We start from the raw sequence: 18,334 nt of genomic DNA on the forward strand, positions 1-18,334 counted from the left end.
CGTGGTGTTATGAGCCTTCGCGTGCTTGCCGCCATGTCGGGCGGCGTCGATTCGGCCGTGGCCGCCGCCCGCGCCGCCGAGGCGGGGTACGACGTGACCGGGGTTCACCTGGCGCTGTCGTCCAACCCGCGGTCGTACCGGACCGGCGCCCGCGGGTGCTGCACGCTGGAGGACTCGCGGGACGCCCGGCGGGCCGCCGACGTGATCGGCATCCCCTTCTACGTGTGGGACATGGCCGAGCGCTTCCACCGCGATGTGGTAGAGGACTTCGTCGGCGAGTACGCGGCCGGCCGCACCCCGAACCCCTGCCTGCGCTGCAACGAGAAGATCAAGTTCACCGCGGTGCTGGACCGGGCGATGGCGCTCGGCTTCGACGCGGTGGTCACAGGTCACCACGCCCGGCTGGCGGGCGGGGTGCTGCGCCGCAGCGTCGACGCGGGCAAGGACCAGTCGTACGTCCTCGGGGTGCTGACCCGCGAGCAGCTCGCGCACGCGATGTTCCCGCTGGGCGACACCACCAAGGCGCAGGTGCGGGCGGAGGCCGCCGACCGCGGGCTCACCGTGGCCGACAAGCCGGACAGCCACGACATCTGCTTCATCGCCGACGGCGACACCCGTGGCTTCCTGGCCGAGCGGCTGGGCGCCGAGCCCGGGCCGATCGTCGACGAGTCCGGCGCGGTGGTCGGCGGGCACGACGGCGCTTACGGCTTCACCGTGGGCCAGCGCAAGGGCCTGCGCATCGACCGGCCGGCGCCGGACGGGCGGCCGCGCTACGTGCTGTCCATCGAGCCGGTGTCCAACACGGTGACGGTGGGCCCGCGCGCGTCGCTGGCGGCGAGTTCGATCGTCGGCGAGCGCCCGGTGTGGAACGGCCCGCTGCCCGAGCCGGTGGCGCCGCTGGCCTGCCAGGTGCAGCTGCGCGCGCACGGCGAGGTGTACGGCTGCCGGGCCCAGCTGTCCGGCGGCGAGCTGCACGTGGAGCTGGACACCCCGGCGGCCGGGGTGGCGGCGGGCCAGGCGGCCGTGCTGTACGACGGCGACACCGTCATCGGCTCGGCCACCATCTCCGCCGCCCGCTGAGCCCGCCCGCTGAGCCCGCCCGCTGAGCCCGCCCGCTGAGCCCGCCCGCGGGTCAGCCCGGCAGCTCGACGGTCTCGCCGGTGGCCAGCCGGCGGAAGTCGGCGTGCTGCGCCTCGCCCCGCCGGGCCAGGGTGCCGTCCACCAGCTTCAGCCCCACCTCGTTCCACAGCCCGTCATGGATGGAGTAGGCCCGGGCCGGCGCCACCTCGCGCAGGTAGTCGACCATGTCGGCGGCCTTCATCCACGGCCCGGAGGTGGGCGTGAGCAGCGTGCCCACCGGCCGGTCCGGCACGGTGAACGCGTCGCCGGGGTGGAAGACCTCGCCGTCGACCAGGAAGCCGATGTTCTGCACGACCGGCACGTCGAAGGCGATCCGGGCGTGCTCGCGGCCGAGCACGCCGACCTCGAAGCCGGCGGCGGTGAACGCGTCGCCGTCCCCGACCACGTGCACCGGGGCGGCCAGCCCGGCGAGCTGCTCGGCCACCGGCGCGCAGGTGTAGACCGGCACGCCGGGGCCCAGCGCGGCCAGCCGCCGGGCGTCCAGGTGGTCGAAGTGCTCGTGGGTGATCAGGACGGCGTCCGCGCCGTCCAGCGCCGACTCCTCGGTGAGGCCGCCCGGGTCGATGATGAGGGTCGCGCCGTCCTTCTCCAGCCGGACGCAGGCGTGACCGTGCTTGGTGAGCTTCATCGTCCCATCATGGCCCTGAGGCCGGTCCACAGCCGGGACCGGGCCTCCCGGCCCGGTCCCGGGTCGTGCATTGCCGGCCGGGGCCGGGCGGCGGCCGGCCCGGGGGACGTCACATGGCCATCTCCTGGGTGCGGGCGAGCGCGCGGGCGAAGTCGCGCGACGACAGCCACAGCTTGTACATGATCGCCGCCTCGAAGACCAGCAGCAGCGCCGCGGCGCCCACCGTCACCGGGATGATCTGCCCGGTGAGCGGGCCGATGATGAACACCGCCATCTGGAACTCGATGCCGCTGACCAGGTGGGTGCGCACCCGGTGGTCCCGCAGCCGGTCGCGGATCCGCAGGTAGCCGGTGAACCGGGAGCGGAACTCCTCCTGCAGGTCCACCTGGTCGCCGGGCCGGACCCGTGGCGCGGCGGCCGCGGCGAGCTCCTCGGGGGTGCGCACCCGGTTCTCCTCGGCGTCCAGGTCGGCGTCCTCGCCGAGCACCCCGCCGGGCATCCCGCCGGGCACGCCGGTCGCGAGGTCCGCGTCCGGCGCGGTCTCGGCCAGGGCACGCCGCAGCCGGGTGCGCATCTGGCGGCGCACCTTGGCGATCTGCAGGGCGTCGACGTAGCGCAGCATGTCCAGGAAGACCACCGCCACGCCGAGCAGCAGGTACACCTCCTGCCCGGTGGCCTGGTACTGCCCCCACATCAGCGCCAGCGTGCAGGTGAGCACCCGGATCCGGTCGAACACGTAGTCCAGCCAGCCGCCGAGCACCGTGCCGGTGCCCTTCAATCGGGCGATCTTGCCGTCCATGCAGTCCAGCACGAAGCTCAGGTGGTAGAGCAGCGCGCCGGCGACCAGCCAGGGCCACTCCGCCCGCAGGAAGCATCCCGCGGCGGCCAGGCCGAGCAGGAAGGCGCCCCAGGTGATCTGGTTGGGGGTGATCGAGGTGCGGTTGGCGGTGATCACCACCAGGCGGCCGGCCAGCGGGTCCACCAGCCAGACCGTCCACCAGGCGTCCCGGGCCTTGTAGGTCTGGGCCCGTACCTCGTCCAGCGTGAAGGTCATCCGGTGGCCCGTCCCCTCGGCCGCGTCGCCCCGCCGGCCCCGTGCGGCGGGCCGATCGTCGTTCTCGTCGTCATTCGTCGTCCAGGTCCTCGGCGTCGTCGTCGCCGTCGTCGTCGGTGAACGCGTGGGTGTCGTCCGCCAGGTGCGGATCGTCATCCGCGCCGAAGAAGCCGGCCAGGTAGCCGCGTAACCCCTTGCCGCCGTCCCCGTGGGCGGTCATCCGGCCGATCCGGTCCGCGGCGCGGGAGCGCGCGTGCCGCCGATCCGCTCTGTCGTGACGTGCTGGGTGTATGTCACTTCTGTCCCCGTTCGAGATTTGGTGGTACTGCTTCTTCTCCGATCCGGCGCGGAGTGTTCATGGCGGCCCCGGTGCGGGGTGCTTTCTCTCTACGACGCCAGCGTGCGCGGGGATGTTGTATGACGTAAGTCACATTTCGCTACCTGGCCGCGGCGACACGGCACCACGAGGTGGTTCGCCGCGGGTGCGGGGTCGCGGGGAGGGACCCGCGGGTGCCCGGCGCCCGGCGTGCCGCGGCGGTTCTAAGCTGTGCGGCTGTGAGCGAGTTTCCCTGGGAGGAGGCCGCCGCGACCGGAGTGGGCTCCCACCCGGGCGGCGACCACCTCGAGACGTTGCGGACGGTCTTCGGCGAGCTGCCCGGCCTGCCGTACCTGCCGGAGCTGCCGGACCGCGGCGTCGGCGCCGACATGATCGGCCGTACCGCCGGCCTGCTGGTCGACCTGCCGGTCGCCGTGCAGCCGTCCGGCTGGCGGGTCACCGACCGGCCGGGCCGCGACCTGCGCCGGGCGCGCGAGCACCTGGCCCGCGACCTGGACGGGCTGGAGGAGGTCGCCTACGGCTACACCGGCCCGCTGAAGATCCAGGTGTGCGGGCCGTGGACGCTGGCGGGCGCCGTCGAGCTGCGGCACGGCGACAAGATGCTGGCCGACGCCGGCGCGGTCCGCGACCTGGCCGGGTCGCTGGCCGAGGGGCTCGCCGCGCACCTGGCGGACGTGCGCGCCCGGGTGCCGGGCGCCCAGGTGATCGTCCAGCTGGACGAGCCGGGCCTGCCCGGCGTGCTGGCCGGCACGGTGCCGACCGCGTCCGGGTTCGGCCGGCTGCCCGCGGTGGAACCGCCGGACGCCGCCGAGCGGCTGCGCGCCGTGCTGCCCGGGGACGCCTTCACCGTGGTGCACTGCTGTGCCCCCGGCGTGCCGCTGAACGTGCTGCGCGCCGCCGGCGCGGGCGGGGTGTCGCTGGACGCGGCCCTGCTGCGCCGCCGGGACGAGGACCGGCTGGGCGAGGCGATCGAGGCGGGCATCGCGCTGTTCCTCGGCGTCGTCCCGGGCTCCGGCGCGCCGCTGCCCGCCACCGCGGCGGCGGCCGAGCCCGCCCGCACGCTGTGGGGCCGGCTCGGCTTCCCGCCGGGGCGGCTGGCCGAGCAGGTGGTGCTCACCCCGTCCTGCGGGCTGGCCGGCGCCTCGCCCGGCCAGGCCCGGGCCGCGCTGGCCCGCTGCCGGGAGGCCGCCCGTGTCCTGCGCGAGGACCCCGAAGACGGCTAGCGGGCCACCCGCCCGGCGGTCAGCGACCGGCCGGCCGGTCCGGCGACCAGAACGGATCGCGGCCGATGAATCCCAGCATCCTGGTCTGGGCGTCGGCGTCCTCCGGCACCTCGACCCGGGGGCCGTACTGGCCGGAGGCGCGCATCGCCGCCTCGATCTCGACCATCCCGGCCAGGAGGCCGGCGCAGAAGTCCGGGTCCAGCCGGTCGTCCTGGCCGGTGGCCCGGGCCAGGTCCCAGGTGTGCATGAACACGTCGGCGGTGTAGAACCGGTCGATCGCCGCGTCCAGCGGCACCCGCCCGATGTGCGGATTCGTCAGTTCACGGCGTGCCGTCTCCGGATCGTCCAGCAGGTCCTGGACGCCGTCCCGCAGGACCTGCCAGGCGGCGACCGGGTCCTCCTCCACCGACGGCCCGCGGGCCAGGTCGACGCCGGAGCCGGCGGCCAGGAACGCGGGGAACCAGTCGACCAGGTGCCGCACGACGTCGCGGGCGGACCAGCCCGGGACGGGGGAGGGCACGTCCCAGGACCGGGTGCCGCGCACCCGGTCGGTGAACAGGCCGGCGACCTGACGGTGCCGGTCGGCGGGGCGGTCAGACAGCGCCATCGGCGAGCATCCTGTCCAGCTTCGCGTATCCCTGGTCGACGCCGACCTCCATGCCGCTGCGCAGCCATGCGTCGCGGCCCTCCAGGCTGTCGACCAGCGACCGCGCCCGCAGCCGGGTGCGGCCGTCGCCCAGGTCCTCGAACGACAGCGTCTCCAGGGCGACCCCGTCGGGTTCGCCGTCGAAGGTGAAGGTCTGCACGATGCGGTCCGGCCGCACCTCGTGGAAGCAGCCGTGGAACCCGTACTCGGTGCCGTCCTGCGCCGCGACGTACCGCCAGCTGCCGCCGGTGCGGGCGTCCCAGTGCACGATGCGGGTGGCCAGCGCGTCGGGCCCCACCCACCGGGCGAACAGCTCGGGGTCGGTGTGCGCGCGGAACAACTGCTCCGGCGTGGCCGTGAAGTCACGGGTGATCTGGATGATCGGCAGCTTGGGATCCGCCTCGATCGCCGTCTCGCTGATGCTGTTCATGCTCGTCTCTCCTCATCTCCGCCAGGACGGTGTCCAGGCGGCGGTAACGCTGCTCGGTGCGGCGCCGGTGCCGCTCGAGCCAGGTGTCCAGTAGGTCGAAGGCCCGGGTCTCCAGGCGCACCGCCCGCGGCTGCGGTCCGGGCGGGCGGCCGACCAGGCCGGCCTCCTCCAGCACCCGGAGGTGCTTGTAGACGGCCTGCAACGACATGCGGTACGGCTCGGCCAGCCGGCTCACGGTGGCGTCGCCCTCCGCCAGCCGGGCGACCATGTCGCGCCGGGTCGGGTCCGCGAGGGCGGCGAATACGCGGGACAACCCATCCGTGCTCATCATTCCTCGCCGTTTCAACCGTGTGGTTGAAACAACGGTACGTCCGATGAAGGCTTACTGACAACCTTTCGGTAGAAAGACCTGTTCATCAGGGTGGCGGCCGATCGGGAGAGCGGTGTACGGCGCTCTGGTGGCCGGCCGCCAGGGCCGCCGTCCGCCCCTCGGCCGGGTGGCACCTGATCGACGGGCATGTGCACGCGCGGCCGTGATTCCCTACGATTCCCGGCATGGCTCCTCGCGAGGACGACGGCGGTGGTGACTTCGCCGGTATCGACCCGGTGCTGATGCGTTCGATGATCAAGGATTTGGAGGGTGCCAAGGGGCTGGTGGAGGAGCACGTCCCGGGGTTGAAGGACGCCTTCTCCCGGGTGGGGTTGTCCACCAAGCCGATCGGCACGCTGGCCGGGGTGGCCGGGTGGATCGGCGGTGAGCTCGGCATGCTGAACCGGCGGCAGCGGATGGCCGAGCAGCTGTCGAAGGAGAACGACCAGTTCGGTTTCACCGGGGCGATGGTGCAGACCGAGTGGGAGGGGTTCTTCAAGAGTCCCGCCGAGGCGGAGGCCAAGGCCAAGGAGCTGGCCGGCACGTACCAGGAGCCGGAGGGGTTCCCCGACGACGCCTGGGAGCAGATCCGCAAGTACCAGAGCGATCCGGACTTCGCCCGGGCCCTCCTCAAGCAGCTCGGCCCGGAGAAAGCCGCCTTTCTGGTCAACCGGGCCCGCGGCGAGAACGACGACGGTGCCCGGCTGGCCGCCTTCTCCACCGTCATGGCGGTGGCGAGCCACCAGGGCGTGATCGACGACGCGTGGCTGGGGAAGTTCGCGAAGGGCACCGACGGGATGCCCGATCTGAGCGGCCTGGCGGCGGTCATCCAGCACGGCACCTGGAACAAGGACACCCTGGTCGCCATCGGCAACCGAGGGCTGCGCGGCACCCTGGGGGGCGACACCGAGCTCGCCGCCTCGTTCCTGGACGGCCTGGCGCGCAACCCGATGGCCGCCAACCAGGTCTACGCCGAGAACTTCGACATGATCAACCGGATGATCAGCGGGGACCTGCCCGGATGGCTGGGTGACGACGCCGGCCGCGGCGACCCGCTCGGCCGGTTCGTGACCGCCGCCACCGTCGAGGCCCGCGAGGTGGGCGAGCGGATGCGTCCCCCCGGCGACCTCACCTGGTGCAATCCGGCCGACCCGCTCATCTCCCGGGTCCTCGGGCAGACGCAGAACAAGGAACCGCTGACCAGCGAGTTCGACGGCGTCCGGCAGGCACTGGCCGGCCTGGCCGGGCTCGCCGGCCAGGTGCCGGTCCCGGATCCGCGCCTCGACGTGGAGGACGCCGGCCGGTTCGAGTACGGGATGCCGGGCACGCTGCCGGATCCGTCGATGCCGCTCTACCAGCTGGGGGTGAGCCAGGGCCAGCTCGGCGACTGCTACTTCCTGGCCGCCGTGGCGGGCCGGTTGCGGCAGGACCCCAACTTCCTGACGAAGCGGATGACCCGCAACGCGGACGGGACTTACACGGTGACCTTCTTCCGCGACGGCGCGCCGGTGCCGGTCACGGTGACGGCGGCGGTTCCGATGTGGAAGGGGACCCAGCAGGACGCGTTCGTGAGCCCGCCGCTGCTGGCCATCTATGAGAAGGCTTACGCGCAGTTCAAGGGCCTGAGCTCCTTCGAGGAGATCGAGGGTGGGTTCGTCGTCGATCCCTGGCCGGACATCGACGGCAAGAAGGTCGGGGAGCTGGACGACCTGAGCTACGCCAACCTCAAGAAGCTGAGCGACGCGAAGGTGCCGATGACGGTCAGCACGCCGGCCGACGGGATCTTCGACGATGACCATCGCACCGGTCCCGGTGCCCAGCTGGTGACCAAACACGTGTACTCCGTCGAGGACGTCTTCATCGACAAGAACGGGGTGGAGACCGTCAGGCTGGTCAACCCGTGGGGTGCCGGCGCCTCGGCGCCGCATCAGGTGGACGTCCCGCTCAGCTGGATCAAGGACGGGACCGGCACCTGGGCCCGGAACTGGCAGGTGGAGATCGCCGCCGAGGAATGATCGGCACGCGGCGGGAACGACGGAGAGAGATGACGGGGTGGCGATGGAGTACACGGTGAAGGTGCGGCGCGGCGTGGACGCCGAGGCCTGGGGCATGCGGATCGGCATCCGCCGGTTCACCGGCGGGGACGGCCCGCGGGCGGTGCTGCTGGGCGTGCGCGCGGCCGGCGCGGCCGAGCCCGAGGCCTTCCTGCTCGGCCCGGGGGAGAGCGCCGAGGCGGGCGGGCGGGTGCTGGTGGTCCGCGAGATCGCCGCCGAGCACGTCCTGGTGGCGTCGGAGGGCGAGCCGTGGCCGGGCGCCGGGACCGAGCCGCCGGCGTGAGGGTCTGGGCCGCGGTCGCCGGGCTGGTCGTGCTCGCCGGCGTGGTGTTCGCGCTGGCCAGGTACAGCGCCGCGCCGCCGCCGGCGGGGCCGGGCGCGGTGCGGCTCACCCTGTCCCGGCCCGGACTGCCGCCGCTCCAGCATCCGTACCCGGGCGGGGCGGTGTCGCTGAACGCCATGCTGGGCGGCGGCGACGTGCTCATCGGGATGCGCGGGACCGCCGGCGGCGGCCGGGAGGTGCGGGTGAGCGAGGGGCAGACCGTCGAGGTGCCCGGGGGCAGGCTGCGCCTGGTGGGCGTCTGGGACATGTGGCGCCGAGACCGGGACGCGGTGGACGTCGTGCTGAGCACGCCGTGACCCGCCCTATTCATAGGGGTATGGCAGGTTTTCGTGGGGAAATGTCGGTGGCGGATGGCATGGTAGGAGTAACGATTCCCCAGGTGAACGCGCCGGGCGGGGGTGCGGGCCCGCGCGGTCGCCGCCGGCCGTAGCGTTCTCCCTGGGTTCGACAGACGAGGGGAGACGGGCATGTCCGCCGAGGTGGAGAACGTGCCGGCCGGGGCGCGAGAGCGCCACGCCGAGCTGGCGGAGCTCGCCGACGACGCCAACTGGCGCTATTACGTCCTCGACCAGCCCACCGTGAGCGACGCCGAGTACGACGGCTGGATGCGCGAGCTGCGCGAGCTGGAGGAGGCCCACCCGAGCCTGGCCACGCCCGACTCGCCCACCCAGAAGGTCGGCGCGCCGATCTCCACCGATTTCACCCCCGTCACCCACCTGCGCCGGCTGGAGAGCCTGGACAACGCCTTCAACGAGGCCGACCTGGCCGCCTGGCAGGCGAGGTCCGAGCGGTTCATCGAGGCCGACCCCGGGCCGTACCTGTGCGAGCTGAAGATCGACGGCCTGGCGATCGCCCTGGTGTACGAGAAGGGCCGGCTGGTGCGGGCGGCCACCCGCGGCGACGGCCGGGTCGGCGACGAGGTCACCGCCAACGTGCGCACCATCGCCGACGTGCCGCACCGGCTCACCGGCGACGGGGTGCCGGAGGTGATCGAGGTGCGCGGCGAGGTGTTCCTGCCGGTCGCCGGCTTCGAGAAGCTGAACGAGCAACTGGTCGCCGCCGGGAAGCCGCCGTTCGCCAACCCCCGCAACTCCGCGGCCGGTTCGCTGCGGCAGAAGGATCCGCGGATCACCGCCCAGCGCGCGCTGCGGATGCTCGTGCACGGCGTCGGCGTCTGGGAGGGCGGCGCGCCGCTGCCGGTCACCCACTCCGGCGTCTACGAGCGGCTGCGCGGGTTCGGGCTGCCGGTGAGCGACACCTACCGGGTGGTGCCGTCCCTGACGGAGATCAACGGGTTCATCGAGCACTACCGCGAGCACCGCCACGATCCCGAGTACGAGATCGACGGGGTGGTCGTCAAGATCGACCAGATCGCGCTGCAGCGCCGGCTCGGCTCCACCTCGCGCGCCCCCCGCTGGGCGATCGCCTACAAGTACCCGCCGGAGGAGGTCAACACCAAGCTGCTGGACATCCAGGTCGGCGTCGGCCGCACCGGCCGGGTCACTCCCTACGGCGTGATGAAGCCGGTGGTGGTGGCCGGTTCCACCGTGGAGCGGGCCACCCTGCACAACGCCTCGGAGGTCGCGCGCAAGGGCGTGCTGATCGGTGACACCGTGGTGCTGCGCAAGGCCGGCGACGTCATCCCGGAGATCGTCGGCCCGGTGACGGCGCTGCGCGACGGAGGCGAGCGCGAGTTCGTCATGCCGGCGCACTGCCCGGAGTGCGGCACCGAGCTGCGGCGGATCCGCGAGGCGGACGTGGACATCCGCTGCCCGAACGCCCGCTCTTGCCCGGCCCAGCTGCGCGAGCGCATCTTCTTCGCGGCCGGCCGCGGCGCCTTCGACATCGAGGGCCTCGGCTACGTGGCGGCGACCGCGCTGACCGCCCCGCTGCCGCCGCAGGAGCCGCCGGTGCGCACCGAGGCCGACCTGTTCGACCTCACCGTCGAGAGCCTGCTGCCGATCAGATCGGTGGTCCGCGACCAGGACACCGGGCTGCCCAAGACCGACCCGGAGACCGGCGAGCCGAAGGTCGTCATGTCCTTCGCCAACCTCAGCGGCGAGCCCAGCAAGAACACCGTGCACATGATGGCGCAGCTGGAGAAGGCCAAGGCCCAGCCGCTGTGGCGGGTGCTGGTCGCGCTGTCCATCCGGCACGTGGGGCCGACTGCCGCCCAGGCCCTGGCCGCCGAGTTCCTGTCCCTGGACCGCATATTCGGCGCCTCGGAGGAGGAGTTGGCCGCGGTCGAGGGCGTCGGGCCGACGATCGCCGCGTCCGTCCGCGAGTGGTACGCCGTGGACTGGCACCGGGAGATCGTCGAGCGGTGGCGTGCCGCGGGCGTGCGCATGGTGGACGAGCCGGCCACCGGTCAAGGCCCGCGCACGCTGGCCGGGCTCACCCTGGTGGTCACCGGCACCCTGGAGGGCTTCACCCGGGACTCGGCCGGCGAGGCCATCCAGGGGCGGGGCGGCAAGGTGACCGGCTCGGTCTCCAAGAAGACCAGCTTCCTGATCGCCGGGGAGAACGCCGGGTCCAAGTACGACAAGGCGCTCAAGCTGGGCGTGCCGATCCTGGACGAGGAGGGTTTCCGGGTGCTGCTCGACCACGGCCCGGACGCGGTGCTCCCCGCCGCGGAAGCCGCCGGAGAGGCCGGAGACGCGCCCACGGAGGATGCCCCGGACGCCGGGGACGCCGGGGAAGTGGTGCCGGACGCGGCGGGCGGCGGCGTCGACGAGCGGTCCCCGGAGGTGGCCGGTTAGTCCTCCTTCCTGGCATATGTACGACATGTCATGACTGCGCCAGCCTGACGCTAGTGACGCCCCCCGGAGCCGTCCGCCAGTCTCGTGATCGGCAACACGGCTTCACGGAAGGTCAGGCACCCCATGGGTTGGTCCGCGCGTCTCCTCGCGGTGGGAGTGGCGTCCACGCTGCTCGCCCTGCCCGCGCCGGCTCGGCCGGCGAGTGGCGAGGCGTCCGCCGCACCGGTCGGCGACGTCCGTCATGTCACCCTCATCACCGGCGATGTCGTCACCGTCCGGCCCCGCGCCGGCGGCGGCCGGGCGGTCACCGTCCGGCCGGGCAAGGGCCGGGAGAAGATCCGATTCACCACCGAGGAGGTCGACGGCGAGATCCGGGTCACGCCGTCCGACGCGTTCCCCTATCTGGTCAACGGCCTGCTCGACCCGACGCTGTTCCAGGTCGGGGAGCTGATCGACCAAGGATACGACGACAGGAGCAGGCCCACCCTGCCGCTGCTGCTCGACTACGCCGACGGGGCGCGGGCGGCGGCCGTGCCCGGTGTCAAGGTCACCGCGACCCTGAACAGCATCGACGCCCAGGCCGCCGCGCCGGAGAAGGGCCGGCTCGCCGACTTCTGGAAGGCCGCCGTCACCACGGCGGACCCGTCGGCCAAGGCGGGCGCGGCGAACGGCCTGGAGAAGATCTGGCTGGACGCCCGGGTGAAGGCGAGCCTGGAGCGCAGCGTCCCCCAGGTCGGCGCGCCGCAGGCCTGGCAGGCCGGCTACGACGGCACCGGGGTCAAGGTCGCGGTGCTGGACACCGGCGCCGACGAGACCCATCCCGACCTGGCCGGCCGGGTCGACGACCGGCGCAACTTCACCGACGACCCCACGACCGAGGACGGCGTCGGGCACGGCACGCACGTGGCCTCGATCATCGCCGGCCAGGGCTCCGCCTCCGCGGGCCTGCGCAAGGGCGTCGCCCCGGGTGCGCGCCTGCTGGTGGGCAAGGTGCTCGACAACACCGGCTCCGGCACCCTCTCCCAGGTCATCGAAGGTCTGGAGTGGGCCGCCGGGGCGGGGGCCGACGTGGTGAACCTCAGCCTCGGCTCGGGCCCCACCGACGGCACCGACCCGCTCAGCGTGGCCGTGGACGAGCTCACCGCGAGCACCGGCACCCTGTTCGTCGCCGCCGCCGGCAACGAGGGCAGGGCGTACCAGGTCGGCGCGCCGGGCGCCGCGACCACCGCGCTCACCGTGGGCGCGGTGGACCGCGACGACGCCCTGGCGTCCTTCTCCAGCCGCGGTCCCCGGCTGGACGACGCGCCCAAGCCGGACATCACCGCGCCCGGGGTGGGGATCGCGGCGGCCCGCGCCGCCGGGACCACCATGGGCGATCCGGTCGACGAGCGGTACATCGCCGCGTCCGGCACGTCCATGGCGACCCCGCACGTGGCGGGGGCCGCGGCGATCCTCAAGCAGCGCCATCCCGGCTGGACCGCCGGGCGGCTGAAGGACGCCCTGGTCTCGACCGCCGCCACCATCGATGGGCAGACCGTGCACGAGCAGGGCGGCGGCCGGCTCGACGTGGCCCGCGCGGTCCGCCAGGACGTCACCGCCACCGGCGTGCTGGACCTCGGCACGTCCGTGGAGGGCGAGTCCGGCCAGGACGTGCAGGGCAAGGTGGCCTACACCAACACCGGCACCGCGCCGGTCACCCTGGACCTGTCGGCCGCGCTGCGCAACCAGGACGGCGCGGTGCCCGGCGAGGGAGCCCTCGCCCTCGGATCGACGGCGGTCACCGTGCCCGCCGGGGGGACCGCCGAGGTCCCGGTGCGGGTGGACCTCACCAAGATCGCCAAGGGCCGGCACGTCGGCTACCTCACCGCCCGCTCCGCCGACGGGTCGGTCGCCGCGCACACGACCCTGGCGCTCACCCGGCGGGGACCGGCGCGCAAGGTGCACTTCCGGGCGATCGACGACGAGGGGAAGCCGTCCCGGGTGGCGGCCATCCTGATGTACGGCGCCGCCGCGATCAATGACGCTTCGGGCTGGATCGAGGACCGCGACGCGGGTCTCATCCTGGAGGTCGAGCAGGGCACCTACCTGACCCAGGCGGTCTTCGGCGGGATCTCCAGCCGGCAGCAGCCGCTCGACGTGCTCATCTCCATTCCCGAACTGAAGGTGGACCGGGATCTCGAGGTGGTGCTGGACGCGCGCAAGGCCAAGCCGGTCGTGGTGGAGACCCCGAAGCCGGCCGTGCGGTCCGGCATCACCACCTGGGCTGCCTATCGCACCTACGGTGACCGCCGGATCTCCATCGCGGGCATGAACTTCCCGTCGGACCTGGTCACCGTGGCGGGTACCGACCGGGTGAAGAACGGGACGTTCGAGTTCAACACCCGCCTCCAACTCGCCGCGCCCATGGTCTCGCGGGCCCGGGTCACCGGTCTGCGGGACGATCTGCCGATGCAGCCGGCCATCTGGTCGCCGGAGATGGACGGCCGGTTCCGGTGGCCGCTGATGGAGGCCGGGCGTGGCCGGCCGGAGGACGTCGCCGGTCGCGACGTACGCGGCAAGGCGGTGGTGATCTCGCTGCCCTCGGAGGAGGAGGACTTCTACGAGTCCGAGGAACGGATCAGGGCGATCGGCAAGGCCGGCGCCGCCGCGGTCATCGCGGTGGGCGGCGAGCGGTACGGCCTGTGGCAGCAATGGCTGCCGGTCAACCCGCGGTATCCGTCGCCGGCCTTCCTCATCTCCCACGACGCCGGGCAGAAGTTGCTGGGGCGGGTCCGGGCCGGGCGGGCGACCATCGATCTCACCTGCACCATGGCGCCGCCGTACACCTACGACGTCTCGCACAGCGAGTACGGCGGCATTCCCCGCCAGATCGTGCACAAGGTGCGTCCCGGCAACACCGCGCGGATCGCCGCGGAGTACACCGAGTCCGGCGGCGAGCACTGGGCCAAGGAACAGCGCTTCGGGTGGCGCCCCTGGCAGGTCTTCGCCAACGAGCGGCAGACGCCGGTGCGCACCCCGCTCCGGCGCGACGAGTACGTCAGCTCCAGCGACGCCGACACGACGTGGGAGCACTTCGTGCACAGCTACTTCACCTGGGAGCTGTGGGGGTCCATCTACGGCGGTGGCGTCGCCCAGCCCGAACGCGGCTACCGGCCGGGCGAGATCGTCCGGGAACGGTGGTGGGGCCCGCTGGTCCGCCCGGCGATCCCGGCCGGCTACCCGTACCCGCCGACCCGGGACGGTGACGAGATGACGATCATCGTGCCGGAGATGGTGGACGGCGACGGCCACTACGGATACCTGGAGCAGAGCCTCGGCGAGGACGAGACCTCGGCGCGGCTCTTCCGGAACGGCGAGCTGGTGGCCGAACGGGCCAACGCCCGGGACCGCTTCCCGGCCGTACCTGAGGAGGCCGAGTACCGGCTGGAGCTGTCGACCTCCCGCACGTCCCCGGAGTGGGTGCACGCGACCGCCACCGAGACGGCGTGGACGTTCCGGTCCCGCGGCGCCGATCGGGAGCAGGTGCTGCCGATGCCGCAGGTCGACTACGACGTGCCGGCCGACGAGAACGGCCTGGTCCCGGCCGGCCGGCCGGTCTCGCTGGGCTTCACGGTGCGCGGCACGGTCCCCGGGATGAAGGTCGGGCAGATGACGGCCGAGCTGTCGTACGACGACGGCGCGACCTGGACGCCGGTCCGGCTGCGTTCGACCGGCGGCGGCGGGTACACCGGCCAGGTCACACACCGGGCGGGCACGGTGTCCCTGCGGGTGGCGGCGACGGACCGGGCGGGCAACCGGGTCGAGCAGAAGATCATCCGCGGCTACGGGGTGCGGTAGCGGGGCGGTGGGCGGCCGGACCGGCCGCCCACCGCTCACGGCCGCCGCTCACAGCCACCCTTCCCGGGCGGCGTGCCAGGCGAGCTGCATGCGGGTCTGCGCGCCGGCGAGTTCCATCAGGCTCTGCAGCCGCCGCTGGACGGTCCGCAGGCTCAGCCCGAGCTGGGTGGCGATCGACTTGTCGGACACTCCGGCGACCAGCAGCGAGAGCAGGTAGAGATCATCGCCCGACGGGGTGACGGCCGCCGAGCCGTCCTCGGTGTCGTCACCGGCCAGCCGTACGGGGGTGGCGCGGGTCCAGTGCGATTCGAACAGCGCGATCAGGGCGTCGAGGAGGCTGCTGTGGTGGATCACGGCCGCGGTGGGCTCGGAGACTCCTCGCACGTGCTGGACCAGCGGCATGACGGCGATCCGCCGGTCCACGATCATCATCCGGACCGGCAGCGCCAGCATCGCCCGCGCCTGCTCGCCGAGGTCGACGCTGTAGGCGACGTTGGGCAGCATCCCCGGCTGTTCCAGCAGCGCCCGCTCGTAGATGACCCGGTAGGCGACGCCGCGCTCCAGGGCCGCCGGCTCCTCGCGGTTGTCGGTGGAGGGCATCGCGACGTGCCCGGCCCGGCAGAAGTAGAGGACCTCCTCGCGGGCCCCGTCCTGGAGCAGCCGCAGCTTCTCGCGCAGCGCGGACCGGCTGGGCAGGATCTCGACGAGCTGGGCGGCGTCCCGGCGGCGGACGTTGGTCCGGTACTCCTCGGCCAGCTGGTCCACCGCGCGGCGGGCCGAGTCGAGCATCGCGTGCCGCCGGGTCAGCTCCGGGCCGAGCGCGAGGTCCGGAGCGACCGGGGAGAACCGCGGCACGCTTCCGGCGGTCTCGCGCACCAGCCCCATGGCCCGCATGTCCCGCAAGGCGCGCTCGGCCTCCGCGATCGGCACGCCGAGTTCGGCCGCCAGCCCGGTGAGGTCGGTCTCGGGGGCGGTGATGAGGAGCCGGTACGCGCGTTCCATGACCGCGTCCAACCCGGCCATCTCCAGCATGGGGACCATGATGACATCCGGAACCGGATATTTGTCGGATTTTATGATGACCGGAAGTGCCGTACCCGCCGGGGGCGGGTGGTCCGGGGCGCCGCGGGGTGCTGGGGAGGCGTGTGGGCTCCTGACCGAAATGCCGGAATAATATTTTGGGTGATTTTTCATCATCCGCGAGCCGGGTGGGCGACGAACCAGATGTGCCTAGTCACCGAAATATTCGGTGACGGAACGTACCCAACCGGTTTCGCGAAGTGGCCCAGAGGCCGTACTCTCCCATAGTGGCCTCTTGGGGGTTTACTTGCTTATGACGGATCCATCCGATACGCGGGATACCGCGCCGCGGCCGTACTCCCCGCTGTGGACGTACCTGACCGTGGTGGTCGTGGCCGGGCTGGCGGCGCTGCTCGCCGCCGAGATCCGGCTCGGCACCGGTGAGCCGGCCGGGCTCGCCCGCACGCCGCTGTTCTGGACGCTGGTGGCGCTGACCGTGCTCGGCGAGCTGCGGCCGATCGTGGTCTCCAGCTCGCGCCTGGCCGGTGGCACCGCCACCTCCACCCTGTTCGCCTTCGCCGCGCTGCTGTACTACGGGCTTCCGGTGGCGGTGCTGATCCACACCATCGCGGTGGTGGCCAGCGGGCTGTCCCGCCGGCGGGCGCCGCACCGCACCCTGTTCAACGTCTCCCAGATCACGCTGGCCTCGACCGCGGCGGCGGGCGTGCTGGACGCCTTCGGTCACCATCCACGGCCGGGGGTGCCCTGGGTGCCGGACGGCGCCGACATCACGTCGGTCGGCCTGGCCGCGCTCGCCTACTTCCTGACCCGCGGGCTGCTGGTGTGCGCGGCGGTCTCGCTGCACGAGCGGCGCTCGCTGGTGCGGGTGCTGCGCGCCACGATCGGCCACCAGAGCCTGGTGTACGCCGCCCTGCTCGGCCTGGCCCCGCTGGTGGTCGTCGTGATGAGCCGGTCGCCGGGGCTCGTCCCCCTCTTCGTCGCCCCGCTGGCGACCATGTACCTCACCGCGTCGCAGTCCGTCCGCCGCGACCACCAGGCCATGCACGACGGCCTCACCGCGCTGCCCAACCGCAAGCTCCTGGTCCTGCGCACCGAGGAGGCGCTGGCCGAGGCGCGGGAGAACGAGCGGGTCGGCCTGCTGCTGCTGGACCTCGACCGGTTCAAGGAGGTCAACGACACCCTCGGCCATCCGGTGGGCGACCGGCTGCTGCAGGTCGTCGCGCACCGGCTCACCCACAGCGTCCGGCCCGGGGACGTGGTGGCCCGGCTCGGCGGCGACGAGTTCGCCGTGCTGCTGCCGACCGTCCGCGACGCCGCCGCCGCCCGCGAGGTGGCCGCCCGGCTGCGGGTCGCGCTGACCCAGCCGGTGCGGCTGGAGGGCATGTCCTTCGACCTGGACGCCTCGGTGGGCATCGCGCTCTACCCCGACCACGCGCCGGACTTCGAGCTGCTGCTGCAGCGTTCGGACGTCGCGATGTACTTCGCCAAGGAAGGCCGCACCGGCGTGGAGACCTACCTCGCCGAGCGCGACCGCAACTCGCCCGAACGGCTCAGCCTGCTGGCGGACCTGCGCCGGGCCGTCGGCGGCAGCGAGCTGCGGCTGAACTACCAGCCCAAGCTGTGCCTGGCCACCGGGGCGGTGGAGGGCGTGGAGGCCCTGCTGCGCTGGTGGCACCCCGAGCGCGGGCCGATCTCCCCGGCCGAGTTCATCCCGCTGGCCGAGCAGTCGTACCTGATGCGGCAGATCACCCAACACGTCACCGACGCCGCGCTGGAGCAGGCGGCGGCCTGGTGGCACGCCGGGATCGAGATCCCGGTGTCGATCAACGTCTCGGCCCGCGACCTGCTCGACCCGGGGCTGCCCGACCTGCTGGAAGCCGGACTCTCCCGGCTGCGGCTGCCGCCGCGGGCCGTCCAGCTGGAGGTCACCGAACGCATCCTGATGACCGACCAGGCCTACACCGCCGACTCGGTGCGCGCCCTGGTCGAGCTCGGCGTGCCGCTGGCCCTGGACGACTTCGGTACCGGCTACAGCTCGCTGGTGCGGCTGCAGCGGCTCCCGGTCGGCGAGGTGAAGATCGACGAGTCGTTCGTCCGGCGGATCGGCGCGTCCGCCGACGACGAGCGCATCGTCCGGTCCATCGTCGACCTGGTGCGCTCGCTGGGGCTGCGCTCGGTGGCCGAGGGGGTGGAGACCGAGGAGGTCGCCCGGCGGCTGCGGGAGATGGGCTGCGACGCCGGGCAGGGCTGGCTGTTCGCCGAGCCGATGCCGGCCGGCGAGGCCACCGCCTGGCTCCGCCGGCGGCTCGGCGTCGCGGCCTACGACCGGCCGGCCGAGCTCACCACCGGATGATCGCCGGACGGCCGCCGGGCCACCGACGCCGGGCGGGCCGGTCCCGCGGCCGGTCCCGCTGCCGGCGGCGGGCCCGCGGCCGGTCCGGCGGCCGGGCCGGCCGGTCCCCGCGACCTCAC

Annotated in this window: 15 protein-coding genes; 8 read left to right on the forward strand and 7 right to left on the reverse strand. The window is 73.2% G+C overall.

Going from position 1 to position 18,334, the window contains the following annotated elements:
• Window positions 1-9 precede the first annotated feature (9 nt).
• Window positions 10-1,080, forward strand: a complete 1,071-nt coding sequence (mnmA, locus tag Sru01_RS22065) for a tRNA 2-thiouridine(34) synthase MnmA (RefSeq protein ID WP_203989446.1) — start codon at window positions 10-12, stop codon at window positions 1,078-1,080.
• A gap of 52 nt (window positions 1,081-1,132) precedes the next feature.
• On the opposite strand, the gene Sru01_RS22070 is transcribed toward mnmA, so the two are convergent.
• The 3 genes from Sru01_RS22070 to Sru01_RS22080 form a co-directional block, all read right to left on the reverse strand.
• Entirely contained in the window at window positions 1,133-1,768 is a 636-nt protein-coding gene (locus tag Sru01_RS22070; protein WP_203989448.1) for an MBL fold metallo-hydrolase, read from the reverse strand.
• Window positions 1,769-1,877: 109 nt separating this feature from the next.
• Window positions 1,878-2,822: a CDP-alcohol phosphatidyltransferase family protein gene (locus tag Sru01_RS22075; protein WP_203989450.1), complete on the reverse strand. Its 945-nt coding sequence runs from the start codon at window positions 2,820-2,822 to the stop codon at window positions 1,878-1,880.
• A 70-nt stretch (window positions 2,823-2,892) separates the two neighbouring features.
• The gene (locus Sru01_RS22080) at window positions 2,893-3,042 is read right to left on the reverse strand and encodes a hypothetical protein (RefSeq protein ID WP_203989452.1); all 150 of its coding nucleotides are present in this window, start codon (window positions 3,040-3,042) and stop codon (window positions 2,893-2,895) included.
• Between the two features lie 335 nt (window positions 3,043-3,377).
• On the opposite strand from Sru01_RS22080, the gene Sru01_RS22085 reads away from it, so the two are divergent.
• The gene (locus Sru01_RS22085) at window positions 3,378-4,382 is read left to right on the forward strand and encodes a methionine synthase (RefSeq protein ID WP_203989454.1); all 1,005 of its coding nucleotides are present in this window, start codon (window positions 3,378-3,380) and stop codon (window positions 4,380-4,382) included.
• Between the two features lie 19 nt (window positions 4,383-4,401).
• Here Sru01_RS22085 and Sru01_RS22090 read toward each other — a convergent pair whose 3' ends face one another.
• From Sru01_RS22090 to Sru01_RS22100, 3 genes are read right to left on the reverse strand one after another with little or no spacing between them, the layout of a single operon-like run.
• Window positions 4,402-4,989, reverse strand: a complete 588-nt coding sequence (locus Sru01_RS22090; protein ID WP_203989456.1) for a TIGR03086 family metal-binding protein — start codon at window positions 4,987-4,989, stop codon at window positions 4,402-4,404.
• Window positions 4,976-5,458: an SRPBCC family protein gene (locus Sru01_RS22095; RefSeq protein ID WP_203989458.1), complete on the reverse strand. Its 483-nt coding sequence runs from the start codon at window positions 5,456-5,458 to the stop codon at window positions 4,976-4,978. Before Sru01_RS22095 ends, Sru01_RS22090 begins: the two co-directional genes overlap by 14 nt.
• Window positions 5,391-5,771: an ArsR/SmtB family transcription factor gene (locus Sru01_RS22100; RefSeq protein WP_307812067.1), complete on the reverse strand. Its 381-nt coding sequence runs from the start codon at window positions 5,769-5,771 to the stop codon at window positions 5,391-5,393. The genes Sru01_RS22095 and Sru01_RS22100 overlap by 68 nt, the downstream gene beginning before the upstream one ends.
• 242 nt (window positions 5,772-6,013) lie before the next feature.
• On the opposite strand from Sru01_RS22100, the gene Sru01_RS22105 reads away from it, so the two are divergent.
• From Sru01_RS22105 to Sru01_RS22125, 5 genes are all read left to right on the forward strand, one after another.
• Window positions 6,014-7,843 (forward strand): C2 family cysteine protease, encoded by a 1,830-nt coding sequence (locus Sru01_RS22105; protein WP_203989462.1) that lies wholly within the window; start codon window positions 6,014-6,016, stop codon window positions 7,841-7,843.
• A 43-nt stretch (window positions 7,844-7,886) separates the two neighbouring features.
• Entirely contained in the window at window positions 7,887-8,165 is a 279-nt protein-coding gene (locus tag Sru01_RS22110) for a hypothetical protein (protein WP_203989464.1), read from the forward strand.
• Complete coding sequence (locus tag Sru01_RS22115) at window positions 8,162-8,521, forward strand: hypothetical protein (RefSeq protein ID WP_203989466.1); 360 nt, start codon at window positions 8,162-8,164, stop codon at window positions 8,519-8,521. Before Sru01_RS22110 ends, Sru01_RS22115 begins: the two co-directional genes overlap by 4 nt.
• A 171-nt stretch (window positions 8,522-8,692) precedes the next feature.
• Window positions 8,693-10,984, forward strand: coding sequence for an NAD-dependent DNA ligase LigA (ligA, locus tag Sru01_RS22120; RefSeq protein WP_203989468.1), 2,292 nt, complete (start codon window positions 8,693-8,695; stop codon window positions 10,982-10,984).
• A gap of 123 nt (window positions 10,985-11,107) precedes the next feature.
• Window positions 11,108-14,821: a S8 family peptidase gene (locus Sru01_RS22125; RefSeq protein ID WP_203989470.1), complete on the forward strand. Its 3,714-nt coding sequence runs from the start codon at window positions 11,108-11,110 to the stop codon at window positions 14,819-14,821.
• Between the two features lie 48 nt (window positions 14,822-14,869).
• On the opposite strand, the gene Sru01_RS22130 is transcribed toward Sru01_RS22125, so the two are convergent.
• Window positions 14,870-15,853 carry a TrmB family transcriptional regulator gene (locus Sru01_RS22130; protein ID WP_203989472.1) on the reverse strand — a complete coding sequence of 328 codons (984 nt, stop codon included), beginning with the start codon at window positions 15,851-15,853 and terminating at the stop codon, window positions 14,870-14,872.
• 301 nt (window positions 15,854-16,154) lie between these two features.
• Here Sru01_RS22130 and Sru01_RS22135 point away from each other — a divergent pair, with 301 nt between their 5' ends.
• Window positions 16,155-18,215 (forward strand): putative bifunctional diguanylate cyclase/phosphodiesterase, encoded by a 2,061-nt coding sequence (locus tag Sru01_RS22135; RefSeq protein ID WP_203989474.1) that lies wholly within the window; start codon window positions 16,155-16,157, stop codon window positions 18,213-18,215.
• The last annotated feature ends 119 nt before the right edge of the window (window positions 18,216-18,334 follow it).

Origin of the sequence: Sphaerisporangium rufum (genome assembly GCF_016863395.1) — a bacterium.
Lineage (GTDB): Bacteria > Actinomycetota > Actinomycetes > Streptosporangiales > Streptosporangiaceae > Sphaerisporangium > Sphaerisporangium rufum.